This is a genomic window from Paenibacillus sp. CR_12 (genome assembly GCF_041953985.1).
GTDB classification, from domain to species: Bacteria; Bacillota; Bacilli; order Paenibacillales; family Paenibacillaceae; genus Paenibacillus_AQ; species Paenibacillus_AQ lautus_A.
In genome coordinates this window covers 1,140,687-1,156,277 of the sequence record NZ_JAVFHO010000002.1, presented here as the reverse complement: position 1 = coordinate 1,156,277, position 15,591 = coordinate 1,140,687, and the positions used below count along the sequence as shown (strand labels likewise).

Annotated in this window: 16 protein-coding genes; 7 read left to right on the top strand and 9 right to left on the bottom strand. The window is 51.7% G+C overall.

What is annotated here, in order from left to right; translation table 11 throughout:
* The 4 genes from RB297_RS08965 to RB297_RS08950 all read left to right on the top strand — a co-directional run bounded on the left by RB297_RS08965 (position 1) and on the right by RB297_RS08950 (position 3,157).
* Entirely contained in the window at positions 1-891 is an 891-nt protein-coding gene (locus RB297_RS08965; RefSeq protein WP_375120288.1) for an ATP-binding cassette domain-containing protein, read from the top strand.
* The gene (locus RB297_RS08960; RefSeq protein ID WP_213579168.1) at positions 888-1,619 is read left to right on the top strand and encodes a hypothetical protein; all 732 of its coding nucleotides are present in this window, start codon (positions 888-890) and stop codon (positions 1,617-1,619) included. Before RB297_RS08965 ends, RB297_RS08960 begins: the two co-directional genes overlap by 4 nt.
* Before the next feature lie 79 nt (positions 1,620-1,698).
* Positions 1,699-2,163, top strand: coding sequence for a hypothetical protein (locus tag RB297_RS08955; RefSeq protein WP_015736261.1), 465 nt, complete (start codon positions 1,699-1,701; stop codon positions 2,161-2,163).
* Positions 2,164-2,230: 67 nt separating this feature from the next.
* Positions 2,231-3,157 (top strand): S-layer homology domain-containing protein, encoded by a 927-nt coding sequence (locus RB297_RS08950; RefSeq protein WP_192571309.1) that lies wholly within the window; start codon positions 2,231-2,233, stop codon positions 3,155-3,157.
* Between the two features lie 198 nt (positions 3,158-3,355).
* Here RB297_RS08950 and RB297_RS08945 read toward each other — a convergent pair whose 3' ends face one another.
* Positions 3,356-5,461, bottom strand: a complete 2,106-nt coding sequence (locus RB297_RS08945) for an ABC transporter ATP-binding protein (protein WP_375120287.1) — start codon at positions 5,459-5,461, stop codon at positions 3,356-3,358.
* Complete coding sequence (locus tag RB297_RS08940) at positions 5,462-7,219, bottom strand: ABC transporter ATP-binding protein (RefSeq protein ID WP_036661603.1); 1,758 nt, start codon at positions 7,217-7,219, stop codon at positions 5,462-5,464.
* Positions 7,220-7,804: 585 nt separating this feature from the next.
* Here RB297_RS08940 and RB297_RS08935 point away from each other — a divergent pair.
* Together RB297_RS08935 and RB297_RS08930 are read left to right on the top strand one after the other, a co-directional pair.
* Positions 7,805-8,110, top strand: a complete 306-nt coding sequence (locus RB297_RS08935; RefSeq protein ID WP_009590696.1) for a HesB/YadR/YfhF family protein — start codon at positions 7,805-7,807, stop codon at positions 8,108-8,110.
* A 46-nt stretch (positions 8,111-8,156) separates the two neighbouring features.
* The gene (locus tag RB297_RS08930; RefSeq protein WP_009590665.1) at positions 8,157-8,606 is read left to right on the top strand and encodes an NUDIX domain-containing protein; all 450 of its coding nucleotides are present in this window, start codon (positions 8,157-8,159) and stop codon (positions 8,604-8,606) included.
* A gap of 139 nt (positions 8,607-8,745) precedes the next feature.
* On the opposite strand, the gene RB297_RS08925 is transcribed toward RB297_RS08930, so the two are convergent.
* Positions 8,746-9,258, bottom strand: a complete 513-nt coding sequence (locus RB297_RS08925) for a hypothetical protein (protein WP_009590651.1) — start codon at positions 9,256-9,258, stop codon at positions 8,746-8,748.
* A 250-nt stretch (positions 9,259-9,508) separates the two neighbouring features.
* On the opposite strand from RB297_RS08925, the gene RB297_RS08920 reads away from it, so the two are divergent.
* Complete coding sequence (locus tag RB297_RS08920) at positions 9,509-11,254, top strand: ABC transporter ATP-binding protein (protein ID WP_096774464.1); 1,746 nt, start codon at positions 9,509-9,511, stop codon at positions 11,252-11,254.
* A gap of 79 nt (positions 11,255-11,333) precedes the next feature.
* Here the strand turns inward: RB297_RS08920 and RB297_RS08915 are convergent, their stop codons facing one another.
* From RB297_RS08915 to RB297_RS08890, 6 genes are all read right to left on the bottom strand, one after another.
* On the bottom strand, positions 11,334-12,626 hold the full coding sequence (locus tag RB297_RS08915; RefSeq protein WP_375120286.1) for a DUF6080 domain-containing protein: 1,293 nt from the start codon (positions 12,624-12,626) through the stop codon (positions 11,334-11,336).
* A gap of 60 nt (positions 12,627-12,686) precedes the next feature.
* Positions 12,687-13,007, bottom strand: a complete 321-nt coding sequence (locus RB297_RS08910; RefSeq protein ID WP_096774462.1) for an EamA family transporter — start codon at positions 13,005-13,007, stop codon at positions 12,687-12,689.
* Positions 12,997-13,338 carry an EamA family transporter gene (locus RB297_RS08905; protein WP_375120285.1) on the bottom strand — a complete coding sequence of 114 codons (342 nt, stop codon included), beginning with the start codon at positions 13,336-13,338 and terminating at the stop codon, positions 12,997-12,999. Before RB297_RS08905 ends, RB297_RS08910 begins: the two co-directional genes overlap by 11 nt.
* Positions 13,326-13,958: an HAD family hydrolase gene (locus tag RB297_RS08900; protein ID WP_375120284.1), complete on the bottom strand. Its 633-nt coding sequence runs from the start codon at positions 13,956-13,958 to the stop codon at positions 13,326-13,328. Before RB297_RS08900 ends, RB297_RS08905 begins: the two co-directional genes overlap by 13 nt.
* 29 nt (positions 13,959-13,987) lie before the next feature.
* Positions 13,988-14,893: a decaprenyl-phosphate phosphoribosyltransferase gene (locus tag RB297_RS08895; protein WP_375120283.1), complete on the bottom strand. Its 906-nt coding sequence runs from the start codon at positions 14,891-14,893 to the stop codon at positions 13,988-13,990.
* A gap of 225 nt (positions 14,894-15,118) precedes the next feature.
* Positions 15,119-15,562 carry a DUF441 domain-containing protein gene (locus RB297_RS08890; RefSeq protein ID WP_015736251.1) on the bottom strand — a complete coding sequence of 148 codons (444 nt, stop codon included), beginning with the start codon at positions 15,560-15,562 and terminating at the stop codon, positions 15,119-15,121.
* Between the last annotated feature and the right edge of the window lie 29 nt (positions 15,563-15,591).

The following is a 15,591-nucleotide window of genomic DNA, read 5'->3' as shown; positions in this document are numbered from 1 at the left end:
TTGCAGGAGCTGCTGGAATTGAACGGAATACATAAGCGTTTCGGCAAGTATGCCGTCCTGCATAACATCACCTGGAGCATCTCCCGCGCTGAGTGCGTTGCGATAACGGGAAGCAATGGCGCAGGCAAGAGCACCATGCTGCATGTGATAGCGGGGCTTGCTAACCCGTCTGAAGGGTCCAGGATCGAATATGGGACATCGCTGCGCGTCGGCTATGTACCGGAACGTTTTCCTGCGCTGCGGTTTCGTCCTTCCGAATATTTGCGCCATATGGCCGGCATTCAAGGCATGGACAAACAAGAAGCCGCGAAGCGGATCGATGCCATGATGAATGTGTTTCAATTGCAGGACATGAAGATGACGCTATGCTCCAAGGGGATGCTGCAAAAGGTCAATATCATGCAGGCCTTGCTTAGCCAGCCCGATCTGCTGCTTCTGGATGAGCCGCTTTCGGGATTGGACGAGTCCTCCCAGATGGAGATGATCGGCCTTCTGACCGAGATCAAAAGACAAGGAACGGCTATCGTGATGTCCGTTCACGAGCCGCTGCTTATTGCATCGCTGGCTGACCGGGAGACGCGGCTGCGGCAGGGGCGGATCGAGCGGGACGGATTGCTTGAAAGGAGTCCGCATTTAGAGCGGATGAAGCTGGAATTCACGCACGTTTCGCCAGACAACATGCTGGAGCTTGAACGCCGCCCCGGGTTTCTCTATTGGATATCCAGAGGCAACCCGGCATCGATGATGGTTACGCGGCAGGCAACGGACGACATGCTGCTGGAAATTTTGCAGTCTGGCGGTTCGCTGATACGGCTTGAGCCTTGGCACGGGGAGATGAAAGAGCCCGAGCGCCCGGGTTCGGGCCAGCCTATGGAGGGGGAGGGAGCATGATGGGATCCCTGATTCGTTACTTGCTTGCCAGTTACACAAGATCTTATCGATACTTCGCTCCGATCGCATTCATGCTGATCTCGGTGGTGTTCCTCTACTCCTACCGGCCTAACCCGATCATGGACAGTTATGCCGTGACGGCAGCCTTTCTGTTTGTCGGCTCAGCTTGGCTGGGGTTGAATTTCCACAATCACGATCAAGGGCGTCAAACGATGCTCCTGATTGTTCATAGCGGCAAGGCCCTACGGTTTTATGCCGCCCAATATATCACGGTAAGTCTTCTGTCCATCCTATTCAGTGCATTCGCTGTCCTTTATCCTGTCATGTTCGGGATGTTTGATAAGCCGATTACATTCTCCGAGTTTGCACTTGGTTATGCGGGACATGTCGCAATGTCCTTGCTGGGCATTTCGCTGTCGGTTTTCTTTCAGTTCGGCTTCATGGAGAACCAGGGAAGAGCGGCAGGGTTACTATTCATCGTGATCATTGTTTCCTTGGCCGGTCAATCCATTGTCCAGTTCGATCATGCTTATTGGGGAATCATCCCTTACTTGCTGCCGCCTGTCTCCGTCATGATGGACCTGTTCATGCATGCCGACGAGCGGTCACCGGCCGTCAAACTCCTGACGATCGCCTATTCCTTCATCTACGGATTTATATTACTGGCTGTTTATTTATGGACGGCTTCCCGCAAGGATGCAGCGTCCATGATCCGAAAAGTAGGTTGAAGTAGGAGGAGTCTTCCTTTACCATAGGAATATACACAAATAGAAACGGTAAAGACAGCCAATACTAGAGGAGGATACCATGAAACAAACTCGACTGCTGGACAGTGACCACTCCAAAGAGCTGTTTGCCTATTTCGGATTAGCGGTGTATTATTCACAGGCCCTTGAGCAGCAGCTCGCGAATTTGTTGATGCTGATCAAGCTTTCTCAAGGGAATGTGCCTTCAGAGGAAGATTTCACCCAATTATATCAGCGGAAACTAAGCAGCTCCCTGGGCCAGCTGGTCCATGAGATCCAGCATTACTTTCCGTTCTCCGAGGAAGAGACGCTTCAATTAAAAGAAGTATGGAAGCAGCGAAACTATATCGTTCATGATTATTTCAAAGAACGGATCCATGAGACGTTTAGCCCGGCCGGCCGTTCCCGAATGATTCGGGAGCTGACGGCATTTAAGGACCAAGCCCAAGCGCTGGAGCAGAAGCTTCAAGGTTACTCCCGCGAGATGTATATAAAGCTGGGCCTGGATAGCGAAAAAAGCGTGTAGAAGAAAATGCGCTTCAGATGAAACATATTCCAGCACCTCTGCGTCAGGAATAATAGGAGGTGTAACTATGAAAAAAACAACTAAATTATTAACCGCTATGCTTGTCACTTCGTCATTGCTCGGTGCCGGCGCCGCCTCTGCTTTTACGGATATACAAGAGGAGAAGCCGTTGCAAATGGTGAAGGAACTGCAATCGAAAGGGATTATCCAGGGCATCAGCGCCGACAAATTCGCTCCGTCCAAGACGATAACGACCGCTCAGGCGGTGCAGATGATCGTGAATGCGGCCGGCCTGGAGGTGCAGCCGAACTTTACGGGCCGCTCGTTCGACAGTGTTCCGAAGGATGCTTGGTTTGCCGAAGCCGTGAACATTGCGGCTCAGAACGGATTGTCGGTATCCGCGGACATGAAATGGAATGAGCCGATCACGCGCGAAGGGTTCGCGACCTTGCTCTCGGAAGCGATTCAGAAGACCGGGAATTATCCCGTGATCATGATGTATTTGCATGTGGCCGACGAGGATCTGATGAAAGAGGAGAGCCGGGGGGCCGTGCAATTCCTGCTGTTAACCAAAATCGCGAAGCTGGACGCGAACGACAAGTTCCATCCAACGAAGAGTTTATCGCGAATCGAAGCCGCAGAGCTCGTATACAATTCCATTCGCTTCATTGAGGAGCATCAGAAGAACATGACACCCGAAGAGCCGGCGCAATCTGAACCGGATGTAAGCACAAGCGTTGTCAAGGTGGACGAATCGCAGAACAAAGTCACGGTAACCAAGGAAGATCTGCCGAATCCGGGGTATGGCATTAAAATTACTTCGGTCGACTATGTTAGCGACACCGAAGCCGTAATCTACTTCAAGGTGGTGCAACCCGATCCGGACAAAATGTACCCGCAGGTCATCTCAAAATCGTCCGATGACGTGCTCGTGCCGTCAAAATACACCAAAATCACGGTCAAAGCAGCCGGTACTCTTGATTCGGCAAAGTAATTCTTGTCATGTGCCGCCAGAATACGATGTAAAAAAGAAGGCTGTCCCCAAGCGAATGTTACATTCGACAGGGGACAGCCTTTTTATAGTGTCGGAAAGTATAAACTTCGAAGCTTGGAACTTCCGGATATCGCAAGAAAAACTACGATTAACCTCGGTCTGTCTTCATATGACTGCGTTAGCTTTGCCTAACTTGATCTATAAATGCCCTCCGGCCAAGTTGCTGTTGGAAGCGGCCAGCACCGTTTCCTTATTCTCCGGAACCGAAGGCGAGCTTCCTTGCTGGAGCTGGTACATTTTAAAGTACCTTCCGCCCAAGGCCATCAATTCGTCATGGGAACCCTGCTCCACGATTTCTCCGCGGTGAAGGACCAGAATCTGATCGGCGCTGCGGATCGTGGATAAGCGGTGAGCGATGATAAACGTTGTACGTCCGCGCTTCAGAACCTCCAGCGCGTCTTGAATCAAGGCTTCCGTCTCGGTATCGATGTTAGCGGTGGCCTCATCAAGGATCAGTATGGCCGGGTTGAACGCCAAAGCACGGGCAAACGAGATCAACTGGCGCTGACCGGCGGAAAGCGTGCTGCCTTTCTCCAGCACCGGCTCATCAAAGCCTTGCGGCAGATGGGCCAGGAGCCGATCGGCACCTACGTCGCGAAGGGCCTGCTCTACCTGTTCCCGGGTAATGTCCGGATCGCCCAGGCTGACATTGGATGCAATGGTGCCGGTGAACAGGTACGGATCCTGCAGCACGATTCCCATATGCTTGCGGAGCCACTGCTTCGGAATATCGGTGACAGGCTGGCCGTCAATCGTGATGGTGCCTTTTTGCGGGTCGTAGAAACGGAACAGCAGATTGATGATGGAGCTTTTGCCCGAGCCCGTATGCCCGACAAGCGCAACCGTCTGTCCTTGCTTCGCTTCAAACGAAATGTTCTTCAGCACGTAGTCCTTCTTGTAAGCGAACGATACGTCCTGAAACTCCACATTCCCCAAATATCGCGGCATGGAGCCGTCCGTTACTTTTTCGCCCGTTTCATCCATCAGCTCGAATACCCGCTTGGCGGAGACGATGGAGGTATCGAGCGCGGCCAGCTGGTTGACCATGCCGGTAATCGGCTGGAACATGCGGCCGAGCAGATCGACGAAGGCGTACAACACGCCGATCGAAACGATCCCGGCACCGTTCAGCGATGCCGAACCGAAATACCAGAGCACGACCACAAAGGAAACGTTACGCAGCACATTGACCAGGTTGTGCGTGGTGAAGGAGTTCAGATTCAGCATTTTGTTCTGATGGGCCATGTAATCCGCGTTTAGCGCCTCGAACTCGTCCTGGGTCGCTTTTTGGCGGCGGAATACACGGATGATGGCCATACCCTGAATGGATTCATTGATAATGGCGTTAATCTCGCTCAGACGGGAGCGGATGACCGTATTGTATTTGGTTGCGAATTTACGGTACAGGATGGTCCATACAATCAGCATCGGGATGACAAACAAACTGATCAAGCCGAGTCTGACGTCCAGAAGGAACAGGGCGACATAAACACCCGTGATATAGACGGCGCCGGAGCTGAAGTTGGATAATACCGCAACGAACAGGTCCTTTACCGCTTCGGTGTCATTGGTTACCCGGGATACGACTTTGCCAGCCGGCAGATTATCGAAGAAGTTGACGGGCAAGCGCTGTATATGGGCATATACATCGGTACGCAGCTTCTGGATGACCCGATTGGCTGCCGATTGGAGCCAGTACGTTCTGCCGAATACCGTTATCATGGAGATCAGAAGACAGCTCAGGAACAGGCCGACGAGTTTATAAATGCTGGGCAGCTCGGGCTTGTAAAATTCAAACAGCTGTTCCTTGGTTAATTTGACGGCCGGGTATTGCAGCTCTTCCGAGGCGTAGGAAATCGTCAATACGCCATCCTGGAAGGAACGGTTTCCCTCGGTTCGGGTTACCGGCTCATCAATGAAATAGAAGCTGCGGCCTGCCTGAACGAGGCGCACTTCCCGGCCTCGCGTCTCGCCTTCCTGAAAGCGATCCTCGCGTTTATAATAAGTTCCGTTATAGGATGCGGCACCCTGAGCCTGCGTCGTCTCATAATAGGGACGCTCGATGCCCAGGATATGCTCGTCGATCATCGTTTTCGCGATGAAGGGCCCTGCCAGCTCCGCGGCAACGCCGATGGCCAGCAGAATCAGGGCGGTGATGAAGGTGCCCTTAGCCGTTAAGGCATAGCGGAAGAGCCGTTTGGCAATTCCGGATTCATTCGAGATGGTTGTATCGCTTGGAGTCAATTAAGACACCTCCTCCGAGGTCAGATTGTTTTCCACCTGCTGGCGTTCGAATTGCTCGCGGTACCAGCCGCCGAGTTCCAGCAGTTCATCATGGGTTCCCTGCTCCGTGATTCGGCCGTCCTCCAGCACGACGATCAGATCGGCATGCTGGACCGCCGAGAGGCGATGCGTGGAGATCAGGGTCGTTTTACCGGCACGCTTGCTCCGGATATTATCGATGATCCTGGCTTCCGTGCGCGCATCCACCGCGGACAAGGAATCGTCCAGAATCAGGATTTCAGGATCGCCGATGAAAGCCCGGGCCAGGGATACCCGCTGTTTTTGCCCGCCGGACAGCGCCACGCCTTTTTCGCCGACAACGGTATCAAGACCATCGGACAGGGTGACCAGATCGCGGTCAAACGCAGCGGTCGTAATCGCCTCCATGATCAATTCGTCGCTGGCATCCTTCTTGCCGAATTGGATGTTCTGGCGCACCGTCTTGGAGAACAGGATCTGCTCCTGCGGCACATACCCGATCCAGCTGTGGAGCTGATCGGTCGCGAGCCTCTCCATCGGCACGCCGGATATGAGGATATCCCCGGTTCCGGTCGGATACTCATGCAGAAGCTGCTTCAGCAGCGTCGATTTGCCGCTGCCCGTGCGTCCTACAACGCCTAGCGTCTGCCCTTTTTGCAGCGTAAAGCTGATATTTTGCAAATTTTCGATCGTCGAGGTCGGGTAACGGAAGGTGACATCCTTAAATTGAATCGTGTCCGGAACCTTCACGTCTACGGGGTCCGCGACGTCGGCAACATCCGGCGGCGTCTTCAAGGTTTCGTTGACCCGATCCAGCGAGGCGTTACCCCGCTGCATGATATTGATCAATTCCCCGATAGCAAACATCGGCCAAATCATCATCCCGAGGTACATATTGAACGATACGAGATCTCCGAGCGTGATTTGATTTTGGAACACGAGGTACACCCCGTAGGCCAAACCGATGACGTAGCTGAGACCGATGGAAAAATTGATGGTCGGCTCGAATAAGGCATCCACTTTGGCAACCGCCAGATTTTTGCGATATACGTCATCCGTAATATCCTGGAAGCGCTGTTGATCGGCGCGTTCCTGCACATAAGCGCGGATGACGCGCACGCCGGCTACGGACTCCAGCACCTGGTCGTTCATGTCTCCAAAGGCATCTTGAGCCAGCGTGTAGCGCTTATGAATGGCTCTTCCGTAGATCACCATGCCGATGGCAATGATCGGCATCGGCAGAATCGCCGCCAGCGTCAGCTTCCAGCTGACGATGAAACCCATGGCGAACAGGACGACGATCAAGTAGATGGTGGAGTCCGTCATGACGAGCATGCCGAAGCCGGCGGTTGCAGCCACGGAGCGAAGATCATTCGTCGCCTTGGCCATCAGGTCCCCGGTACGGTTGCGCTCGAAAAACGGAGGAAGCATCCGCAGCAAATGGTTCATGTACCGGGTACGGAGCAGGCGTTCCACGAGGTTTGCGCCTCCGAATAAACGGTGCATCCATATGTACGTGGCACAATATACGACAGCAACGATGCCGAGAATCATGAGCAGGTATTGGACGAGGGACGCCCAGGTTATGGAACTGCTGACGATATCGTCAATGGCGTTTCCGAGCAGGAGCGGCGGCAGAAGCTCAACCAATCCGCAAAAGATGAGCAGCGCCAGGCCGATCAAATAACGTTTTTTCTCACGCTTGAAAAACCAGCCTAAATTTTTAAGTACGGCAAACACATTATCCCTTCCTTTCGTATCGTTCTGGCATCATATCATCCGCAAAAACCAAAAAAAGCACATCATCCGACGACGGACGATATGCTTCATTAATTTTGAACTTATCATACGCACGGTGATCATGACTTCCGCGCAAAGGTCAGCAGCTTCGTTCTAATTCATTCCGACAACGAACGAACGAGGCTTGATGATGATGAGTCAGCACCAGCGGGGAGTCGATCCATATTGAATTGTAGGGAATGATGATCCAGATGATCTTTATCCATCGCAAACAATTTCAGCATGTCACTCACCCTTTCTTCGTCATTTTACATTTTATTCAAATCGATCTCGTATGGACTGAATTTTATCACCATGAACTGGAATGTGTCAAACTTATTTTTTCGGATCCCCGCGAGTCATTCTTATAGTGAAGGAAGGCAGGAACCTTATGTCACTATTTAATTATCAAAATGATTTGTATCCTAACGTGCGTATGCGTTATGATAATATTGCAGCTAAATATGGATACCGTCCCTATGATCTCCGGTCTGCCAAAAAGATAGGGATCAACATAAAATAACGTCTAAGGAGGGTGCACGACACATGCAAATTCAAGTCAGCGATCAGGCAGCACGTTGGTACAAGAAGGAGCTCGACCTTCAAGCCGGCACGTTCGTTCGCTTCTTTCCACGCTATAGCTCAGGCGGCGGGCTCCATCCCGGCTTTTCGCTCGGTATTTCGGTAGAAGAGCCAAGGGAAGCAGGACTGACGGAGCGTTCGGAAGAGGTAACTTTCTATATGGAAGAGCAGGATCTGTGGTATTTGAAAGGGTATACGCTACGCGTGAAATATGAGGAATCCTTGGATGACATTTCGTATATTTATGAAGAAGAGGGCGCAGTAAATTAACCTGATGAGAGACTGCAGCGCCATCTAGGGAAAGGAGGTTCCCAAGATGAGCGTATATCACCGTGATATTCGCCAGTATATCGGCAAACGTTCGGTGGTCCGTGTGAAAGCGGCGGTGCTTGTGCTGAACGATAACGGAGAGATACTTCTCCTGAAACGTCAGAACAGGGACGAGTGGGGACTCCCGATCGGAAACCTGAAGCCCGGCGAAGCTCTTGAAGACACAGCCTCCAGAGAGCTGTGGGAAGAGAGCGGCCTGACCGCGGACGATATGCGACTCTTGGACCTTGTATCAGGTCCGGAGTATATGAAGAAGCAGCTTGGTGGAGATGAGGTATATTATGTAATCGGCGTTTACGCGGCAACCGGTCTGCACAGCGCCATTCATTTGTCCCCGAATACGGAAGTATCTCTTAAATATTTTGATTTCCAGGCATTGCCCGCTATGGATGCGATCACGATCCGCTTGCTCGATAAGATAAAAAAGAAGAGCTGAGGCTCGTTCGTGGAGGCAGATGTGCATGCTTTAAATTCCCCGCACGGGGAATTTTTTTCGGTCAACATGAGGAGTCCCTGCCCCATTCAAACCGGGGAAGGGACTCCTTTTGCCTTGTGTATGCATGTACACAGGAGCCTTACGGCTGCCCGGATAACGGGACCTCCAGCGCAAAGTCAAAATCGTCGATATCATAGACCTGCACGGGAAGAGCGCTTTCAACGATGCGCTGAATCAACTCGTATTGATCCGTCAATATGGGAGCCTCCGCTTTTTGGGAAGCCAGCAGCAGCTCGGTCTCAATGGGATCGAAGGACTCTCCGTACGGTGCGGTGTCCATGGTGTTCATGACCGAGACCCGAGTGGTTTCGCTAACGGGAATGGTCGGGCTTTTGGACCAGGGAACCTGGAGGGCCCGCTCGATTTTCTTTTTGTTCAGCGGCTCTTCGAAATATGAAATCAATTCGCCGATCTTTATCTTGACGTGCTGGTCATCAGCACTGCTATTCATGAGATGTTCCTCCGTGGTATGAAGCTCATATAATTCCAAAATCGTGGTGTATGGAATGATGTATTCGACGGGTTTGGGTGGTACTAACAGCTGACCGTAAATGGCCAGCATGACCGCCTCCGTCACGAAAATTCTGGTCATGACTAAATCCTCCTGCAGACATGATACATTTCATGAGTTTAGAACTAATAAAGCATTGAAGCTCTCAAATGTCAACTGCTCTTCGTCTGTCACAAGATGGATGTCCCTTGAGAAAAACCTCCATCGATGTACCTTTACAGAAGGCAGACAGCGTTTAGAAGGGTGTTTTTCTTGCGATTATCGAAGGGGTTCACCTTCGCAGAAAACATTGTGCATTCTATAACCTGAAGAAAGGGGCTGTGATTCACCTTTGAAGTCATGGAAAATCTATTATCCGTTCGTTAAGCCGTATATGAAGTGGATCATTCTCACTCTCATCATCGGCATGATCAAATTCGCGATCCCGTTATTGCTGCCCATGATCATGAAATATGTCGTGGATGATCTGCTGATCAATCAGCAGATGAGCATCGAGCAGAAAATCCAGGATCTGATGTGGATTCTCGGGGGGACGCTGGTGCTGTTTGTCATCGTTCGCGGTCCGGTGGAATACCTGCGTCAGTATTTTGCGCAGTTCATTACGAGCCGTATTTTGTTTGATATGCGTAACCGGCTGTATGCGCATCTGCAGCGGTTGTCCCTCCGTTACTACCAGAATACCAAGGTCGGCGAGGCGATATCGCGTTTTATCAATGATGTGGAGCAATCGAAAAACCTGGTGGAAGTCGGCATGATGAACATCTGGCTGGATATGTTCACATTGCTGTTCGTATTAGTGGTCATGCTCTTCATGAACCCCGTTTTGACGCTGGTTGCCATCTCGATTCTGCCTCTCTACGGACTAGCGGTGAACTTACTCTATAAACGGCTTAAGCGCTTGACCAAAGACCGGTCGCAGGCTCTCGCGGGCATTCAGGCATACCTGCATGAGCGGATTCAAGGGATCTCGGTCATCCGAAGCTTTACCCTGGAGCGTTATGATCAGAAGAAATTCGAAGGCATCAACGGAAATTTCCTGAATAAAGCGATGGCCCAGACGCGCTGGAATGCGCTGACTTTCTCGGTGATTAACACGCTGACCGATATTGCGCCTATTCTGGTTATCGGTTACGGGGGCTACCGGGTGATCCAGGGAGATCTGACATTAGGTACGTTTGTTGCCTTCTTCGGTTATCTCGACAGATTGTATGCGCCCCTTCGCCGCCTGATTAACTCTTCAACGGTGTTGACGCAGGCCTCAGCGTCGCTGGAGCGGGTCAAGGAGCTAATGGACGAGCCGTATGACATCGTGGACCGTCCGAATGCCAAAACGCTTAAGACCGCGGGACAGATCGAATTCGACCGTGTCTCCTTCAAATACAATGACGCTGCGGGATGGGTGCTTCAAGATATTAACCTGACCATTCGGCAGGGACAGACGATTGCGTTCGTCGGCATGAGCGGCGGCGGCAAATCGTCCCTGATCGGACTGATTCCGAGATTCTACGATGTGCAGCAGGGCGCGGTGAAGATTAACGGCCACGATGTCAGGGATTTGACGCTGGACAGCCTGCGCGGTTCGGTGGGCATGGTCCTGCAGGACAACTTCCTGTTTAGCGGCACCGTCCGAGAAAATATTCTGTTCGGCAATCCGGAGGCGGATGAAGCCGCGATCGTCGCCGCTGCCCAAGCCGCCAATGCCCATGACTTCATCACCCAGCTGTCGCAAGGCTATGACACGGAAGTGGGCGAACGCGGCGTCAAGCTGTCGGGAGGTCAGAAGCAAAGACTGGCGATCGCCCGCGTCTTTCTCAAGGATCCGGACATTCTGGTGCTGGATGAGGCGACTTCGGCGCTGGATTTGGAGTCCGAGCATCTGATCCAGCAGGCTCTGCAATCCCTATCGAGCAACCGCACCACATTGATCGTCGCCCATCGCCTTTCGACCATAACGCACGCCGATCAAATCGTTGTGCTGGAGAATGGAAGAATTACGGAGCAGGGCACGCACGGCGAGCTGATGACTCTGGATGGAAGCTATGCCAGACTGTACAACGTGCAGCATTTGGAGACTTAATTAGACGAAAGACCCGTCCTTCTTAGGCATGGTATTCGGCCATGCTTCAGGGGACGGGTCTTTTGATTTTTTTACAGTCTTATTTCTCGATATGTTTGAACACCGTGTCATAGGTCGTCTGAATATAGTCCAGCGACTGACCGTGCAGCACGATATTGTTGACGAGCGTGATGAGCAGGAACAGCGCCATGATGCCGGTGAGGACTTGTTGAAGCCGGAGGCTCTTCGTCTTGGCAATGAACAGCGCAGCAAGCACGAACAGCGCAAACAGATAATGTCCTGCGTAGAGGTAGAGATCGTAAGCATATGTGGCCAAACCGAACCCCACGATGATGTGCAGCAGAATGGCGAACAGAATATAGATGGAAAATGCCCAGGTATCCCGGGAACGGATGCCCCTGATAAAGGACAGAACGGCTAGGAGCAGTACCCCGATCCCGACGATATGGACATGGATCGGATACGGTTTGGCCAGATCTGTCACGAACGCCGCGATTCCCGGATCGATCATGGCAAGCTCAGGCGACAGGATCGGGCTTACAAACAGCATGTAGAAGACCCGGGAATGATGCTCCCATGAAAAGGGCGAAACATAGCTGAGCGCACCATTCTGCACGCTTGAAAACACGTTCGCGATCCATGACTTACCGGAGAACAGCAAGTGCTGAAGCAGGGTGACGATCACCACCATTCCCAGAAAAATCAGCATAATGATGATAAACCTTTTGAACGTATCCATTCGGCGCCGATCGAACAGGCTGATCAGCAGCGCTCCAGCGAACGTTGCCACATTCGTGGACGTGATCCCGAAATTAATCAGGGCCAGGGAGGCATTCGGCATGACGGCATACCGGTCCTCCAACCGGCTGTAGTGCAAATAAGCGGCCGACAAAATGATCATGAATTGGGCATACGCGTATGAATCCGGAATGAATGCCGTGAACAGCGAATATGAGCTGATACCGAAGAAAGCCGCCGTTACGAAGGACAGCAGCCAGCCGGCTCCGCTTCGCCGAACGATGTAATAAACCAAAGCTGCACTAAAGGCGTTCAAGACGGATTGAATCAGAAGATAAGGGAGGTTGGAGCTCCCGATCATCGTTGTTAGCGGACTCGTCAGGAAATTAATGAACGGATGGATGATCGAAATATTTTCCGGTCCATATTCCATCGAAGGGTCGAAGTTAAATAGATTCAGCGTAAAGGGCGCACCGTAGAAGGGGCTGTGAGGCATCAATTCGGCTGCGTGATCCTTGATGTATGTCACGAAGGGAAGGTTCATGAATACATACCATAAGGCAAGGCAGACGCTTAGCCCGACCGCCGTGAAATTATCTTTTCTATTTCCAAATAAATAACTGAAAAAAGTCATGTTTTTCTTTCCACCAATCTATCCGTGATATGTATTGAGGTTCGGCCTAGCGGCATTCGTTTACCAGATCAGCAGCAGCAATCCGGATATGATAAAGGCAACGCCGGCGATTTTTCGAATGCCGATGGTTTCCTTGAACACCAGTTTGGCAAACAGCAGCGCCCACAGGAACGTAAGGGCATTGGCCGGCATCACCAGCGTATACGGAAGTTTCCCCAGCAGGTAAATGTTTAACAAGGCTCCCAAACCGTAGCTAAGAAAACCGATCAGCAGCAGCTTGATTCGTTTACCCGCGGTATATCCTTTGAAGAATACGCTGCCCAGCGAGCCCAGCAAGGTCATTAGGAGCAGAAGCAAGTACAGCGGCACGTCACTTTTCATAGGAGGTTAATGTCACCCCGATTCCAAGCAGGGCCACGGCGGCCAGCTTTTTCAAGGTTAACGGCTCATCCAGAAAGAAATCCCCGTAAAACAAAGCCACGATATAGCTGATGCACATCAGGGGATAAGCAACGGACAGCTTCTCCAGGGAAAACGATTTGATCATGAGGATGGCTCCCAGGCCGTAACACACAAAACCGATTCCCATATACACCAAATGGGCGTGTCCCCATTTCCAGAACAGCTGGCCGGTCGCCGTCAAAAAAGCCGATAAGACCATAAACAGCTTGCCTAGGTGGCGCGGGGCACTCTGCGCTTTTACTTGTTCCATGTTAATCCCTCGCATCCATGGGCGGACTTTTGATTGATCAAATATTTGTGCTTAACAAGCCGAAACATCGGCAGGTCGGATAAGGAATCGGAGTACGCGCAGGAAGAGTCGTAATCAATGGCCAGCCGCTGCTCGCTTAAGTATTGCTGAATCCGGTTCACTTTCTCCTCCCCCTTGCAGTTGTTTCCTTCAATCATCGACGTGAAACGCCCATCCCGAACGGATAATTTCGTGGCAATGACCGCGTCGACGCAGGGCAGCTCCGCAAAATATCTCATGTAAGCGTCGGGGGACGCGGTTACGAGCAGGACATGATAGCCCTCGCTTTTTTTTAGCTGCATTTCCTTCAGCGCATCCGGGAAGATGGCAGGCTTCAATTCCGTTTCGTAAAAATGCTTCAGGTCGGCGTCATCCATATGGCGCATTGCATGAAAATAAGCGCTTTTTGCCTTTTCGGCTTCCAGGAGACGGAGCTTGTAGAGCACGGAATGCAGCACGACTTTCAGGATGACCGGTGTCGTGGCCGGGTGTTTTCGTATGCCGTACTTCAAAAATCGAAACATGGAGTCCGTATGGATGACCGTTTTGTCGATGTCAAAAATAGCGAGTTTCTGATTCATATAATTTCCCTCAATTGCCGTTTTTTTAATTACTCAAAATAGATCAATATTCCGATAACGCTGATGACATAGAGGATCACGGTGACCAGGATGTGCGAGTCCTCCAGGAGCACCCGGTCCGGGGCTCCGCCCTTTTTCTCGATATGAATCAGATAAAGATACCGAAACATCCCGTAGATGACGAGCGGAATGGTCCACATAAGATGAACGGTCCTGCCGGACGTAAAGGTAAAGAGCGAATAACTGATGATGGTTGCCGTTGTGACGATGCTGCTCATCTGGTCGAGCAGATCAAACGAGTATTGATCAAGCACCTTGCGGTGAGAGCCCTTGTCATGCTGCAGCAGATGAAGCTCATGCCGTCTCTTGCCGATCGCCAGGAAGAGCGATAGCAGCATGGTACATAAAAGGAACCAGGGCGTGAACGGGACGTGAATGACGAGCCCGCCTGCGATCGCGCGCAGCACAAACCCGGCCGCGATAATCATGATGTCGATGATGACAACATGTTTCAGCCGGAAGGAATAAGCTACGTTCATGGCAAAATAGAGCAGCAATAATGCGGTAAACAGCGGATTGAGCAGATAAGAGACGGCCAGCGAAGCGATCAGCAGCAGTATGCCGAACACGACAGCCAGCTTAGGCGGGAGTGCTCCCGAGGCCATGGGCCGGTATTTCTTCACCGGATGGTTGCGATCCGCTTCGCGATCGGCATAATCGTTCACAATGTAGACGCAGCCCGAAACGAAGGACAGCGGGAAGAAACCGATCAGGGTTTCAACAAGCGACCCCGGATTTACCGTTTCAAACGAGAAGAGGGGGGCTGCAAATATTAACAAATTTTTGGTCCATTGCTTCGGCCTCAGCTGCCTGAAGAGCAGCATGGGAAGCTGCTTTAACGGGGCAGCGGCCGATTCGGTATTCGTTGAAGACAATTGTGATACCTCCTGATACATCCTAATTCTTAGGGGATTACGGGAAAAGCCGTTAAAATACGATAGCTATCATACCATAAAATAGACTATATATGGTAACGGCCCGTCCGGCATGGCACTTAAATATAGAACAAATAAACCTCCCTTAAGGTTCATGAAACCGGCAGGGAGGTTTTTGGCCTTTATCCTATTTACCTATATAAATAACAGTTGTTCCGTGAGACTTCACGATTTGCCGATAAGTAAGGACAGCAGGCCGGCGGCAATAAGCGGGCCGACGGGCACGCCGCGGAACAGGGCCACCCCGAGTACGGTGCCGACGAGCAGACCGGCGACTACCGTAGGGTTGCTGCCCATCAGCGTGGCTCCGCGTCCGCCCAGATATGCGACAAGCATGCCGACGGCGATGGCCAGAAGCGACTTCCAATTCAGGAAGGATTCGCCGATCGTTTGGAGACTCATTTTGCCGCTCGCCAGCGGAGACATCACGCCGATGGTGAGAATTATGATGCCGAGGGTCAGCCCGTATTTCTCAAGCCATGGGAAGGCTTGCTGGAAGCCGGTGACGCGGATGAGCAGCAATGCCAGCATGGCTATGGTCACGGCGGAATTGCTGCTGATAATGCCCAGGCCCGCCATAGCCAGCAGAATGAGCGAGGTTACGTCCAATGGAGATCACTCCTTATGATTTAGATATC

What these genes read in the sequence shown, in the direction of transcription:
- RB297_RS08910 (WP_096774462.1), bottom strand. Translation starts at nt 13,007, where the DNA reads ATGAAAAGTGACGTGCCGCTGTACTTGCTTCTGCTCCTAATGACCTTG.
- RB297_RS08925 (WP_009590651.1), bottom strand. Translation starts at nt 9,258, where the DNA reads ATGACCAGAATTTTCGTGACGGAGGCGGTCATGCTGGCCATTTACGGT.
- RB297_RS08930 (WP_009590665.1), top strand. Translation starts at nt 8,157, where the DNA reads ATGAGCGTATATCACCGTGATATTCGCCAGTATATCGGCAAACGTTCG.
- RB297_RS08905 (WP_375120285.1), bottom strand. Translation starts at nt 13,338, where the DNA reads ATGGAACAAGTAAAAGCGCAGAGTGCCCCGCGCCACCTAGGCAAGCTG.
- RB297_RS08955 (WP_015736261.1), top strand. Translation starts at nt 1,699, where the DNA reads ATGAAACAAACTCGACTGCTGGACAGTGACCACTCCAAAGAGCTGTTT.
- RB297_RS08960 (WP_213579168.1), top strand. Translation starts at nt 888, where the DNA reads ATGATGGGATCCCTGATTCGTTACTTGCTTGCCAGTTACACAAGATCT.
- RB297_RS08915 (WP_375120286.1), bottom strand. Translation starts at nt 12,626, where the DNA reads ATGACTTTTTTCAGTTATTTATTTGGAAATAGAAAAGATAATTTCACG.
- RB297_RS08900 (WP_375120284.1), bottom strand. Translation starts at nt 13,958, where the DNA reads ATGAATCAGAAACTCGCTATTTTTGACATCGACAAAACGGTCATCCAT.
- RB297_RS08950 (WP_192571309.1), top strand. Translation starts at nt 2,231, where the DNA reads ATGAAAAAAACAACTAAATTATTAACCGCTATGCTTGTCACTTCGTCA.
- RB297_RS08935 (WP_009590696.1), top strand. Translation starts at nt 7,805, where the DNA reads ATGCAAATTCAAGTCAGCGATCAGGCAGCACGTTGGTACAAGAAGGAG.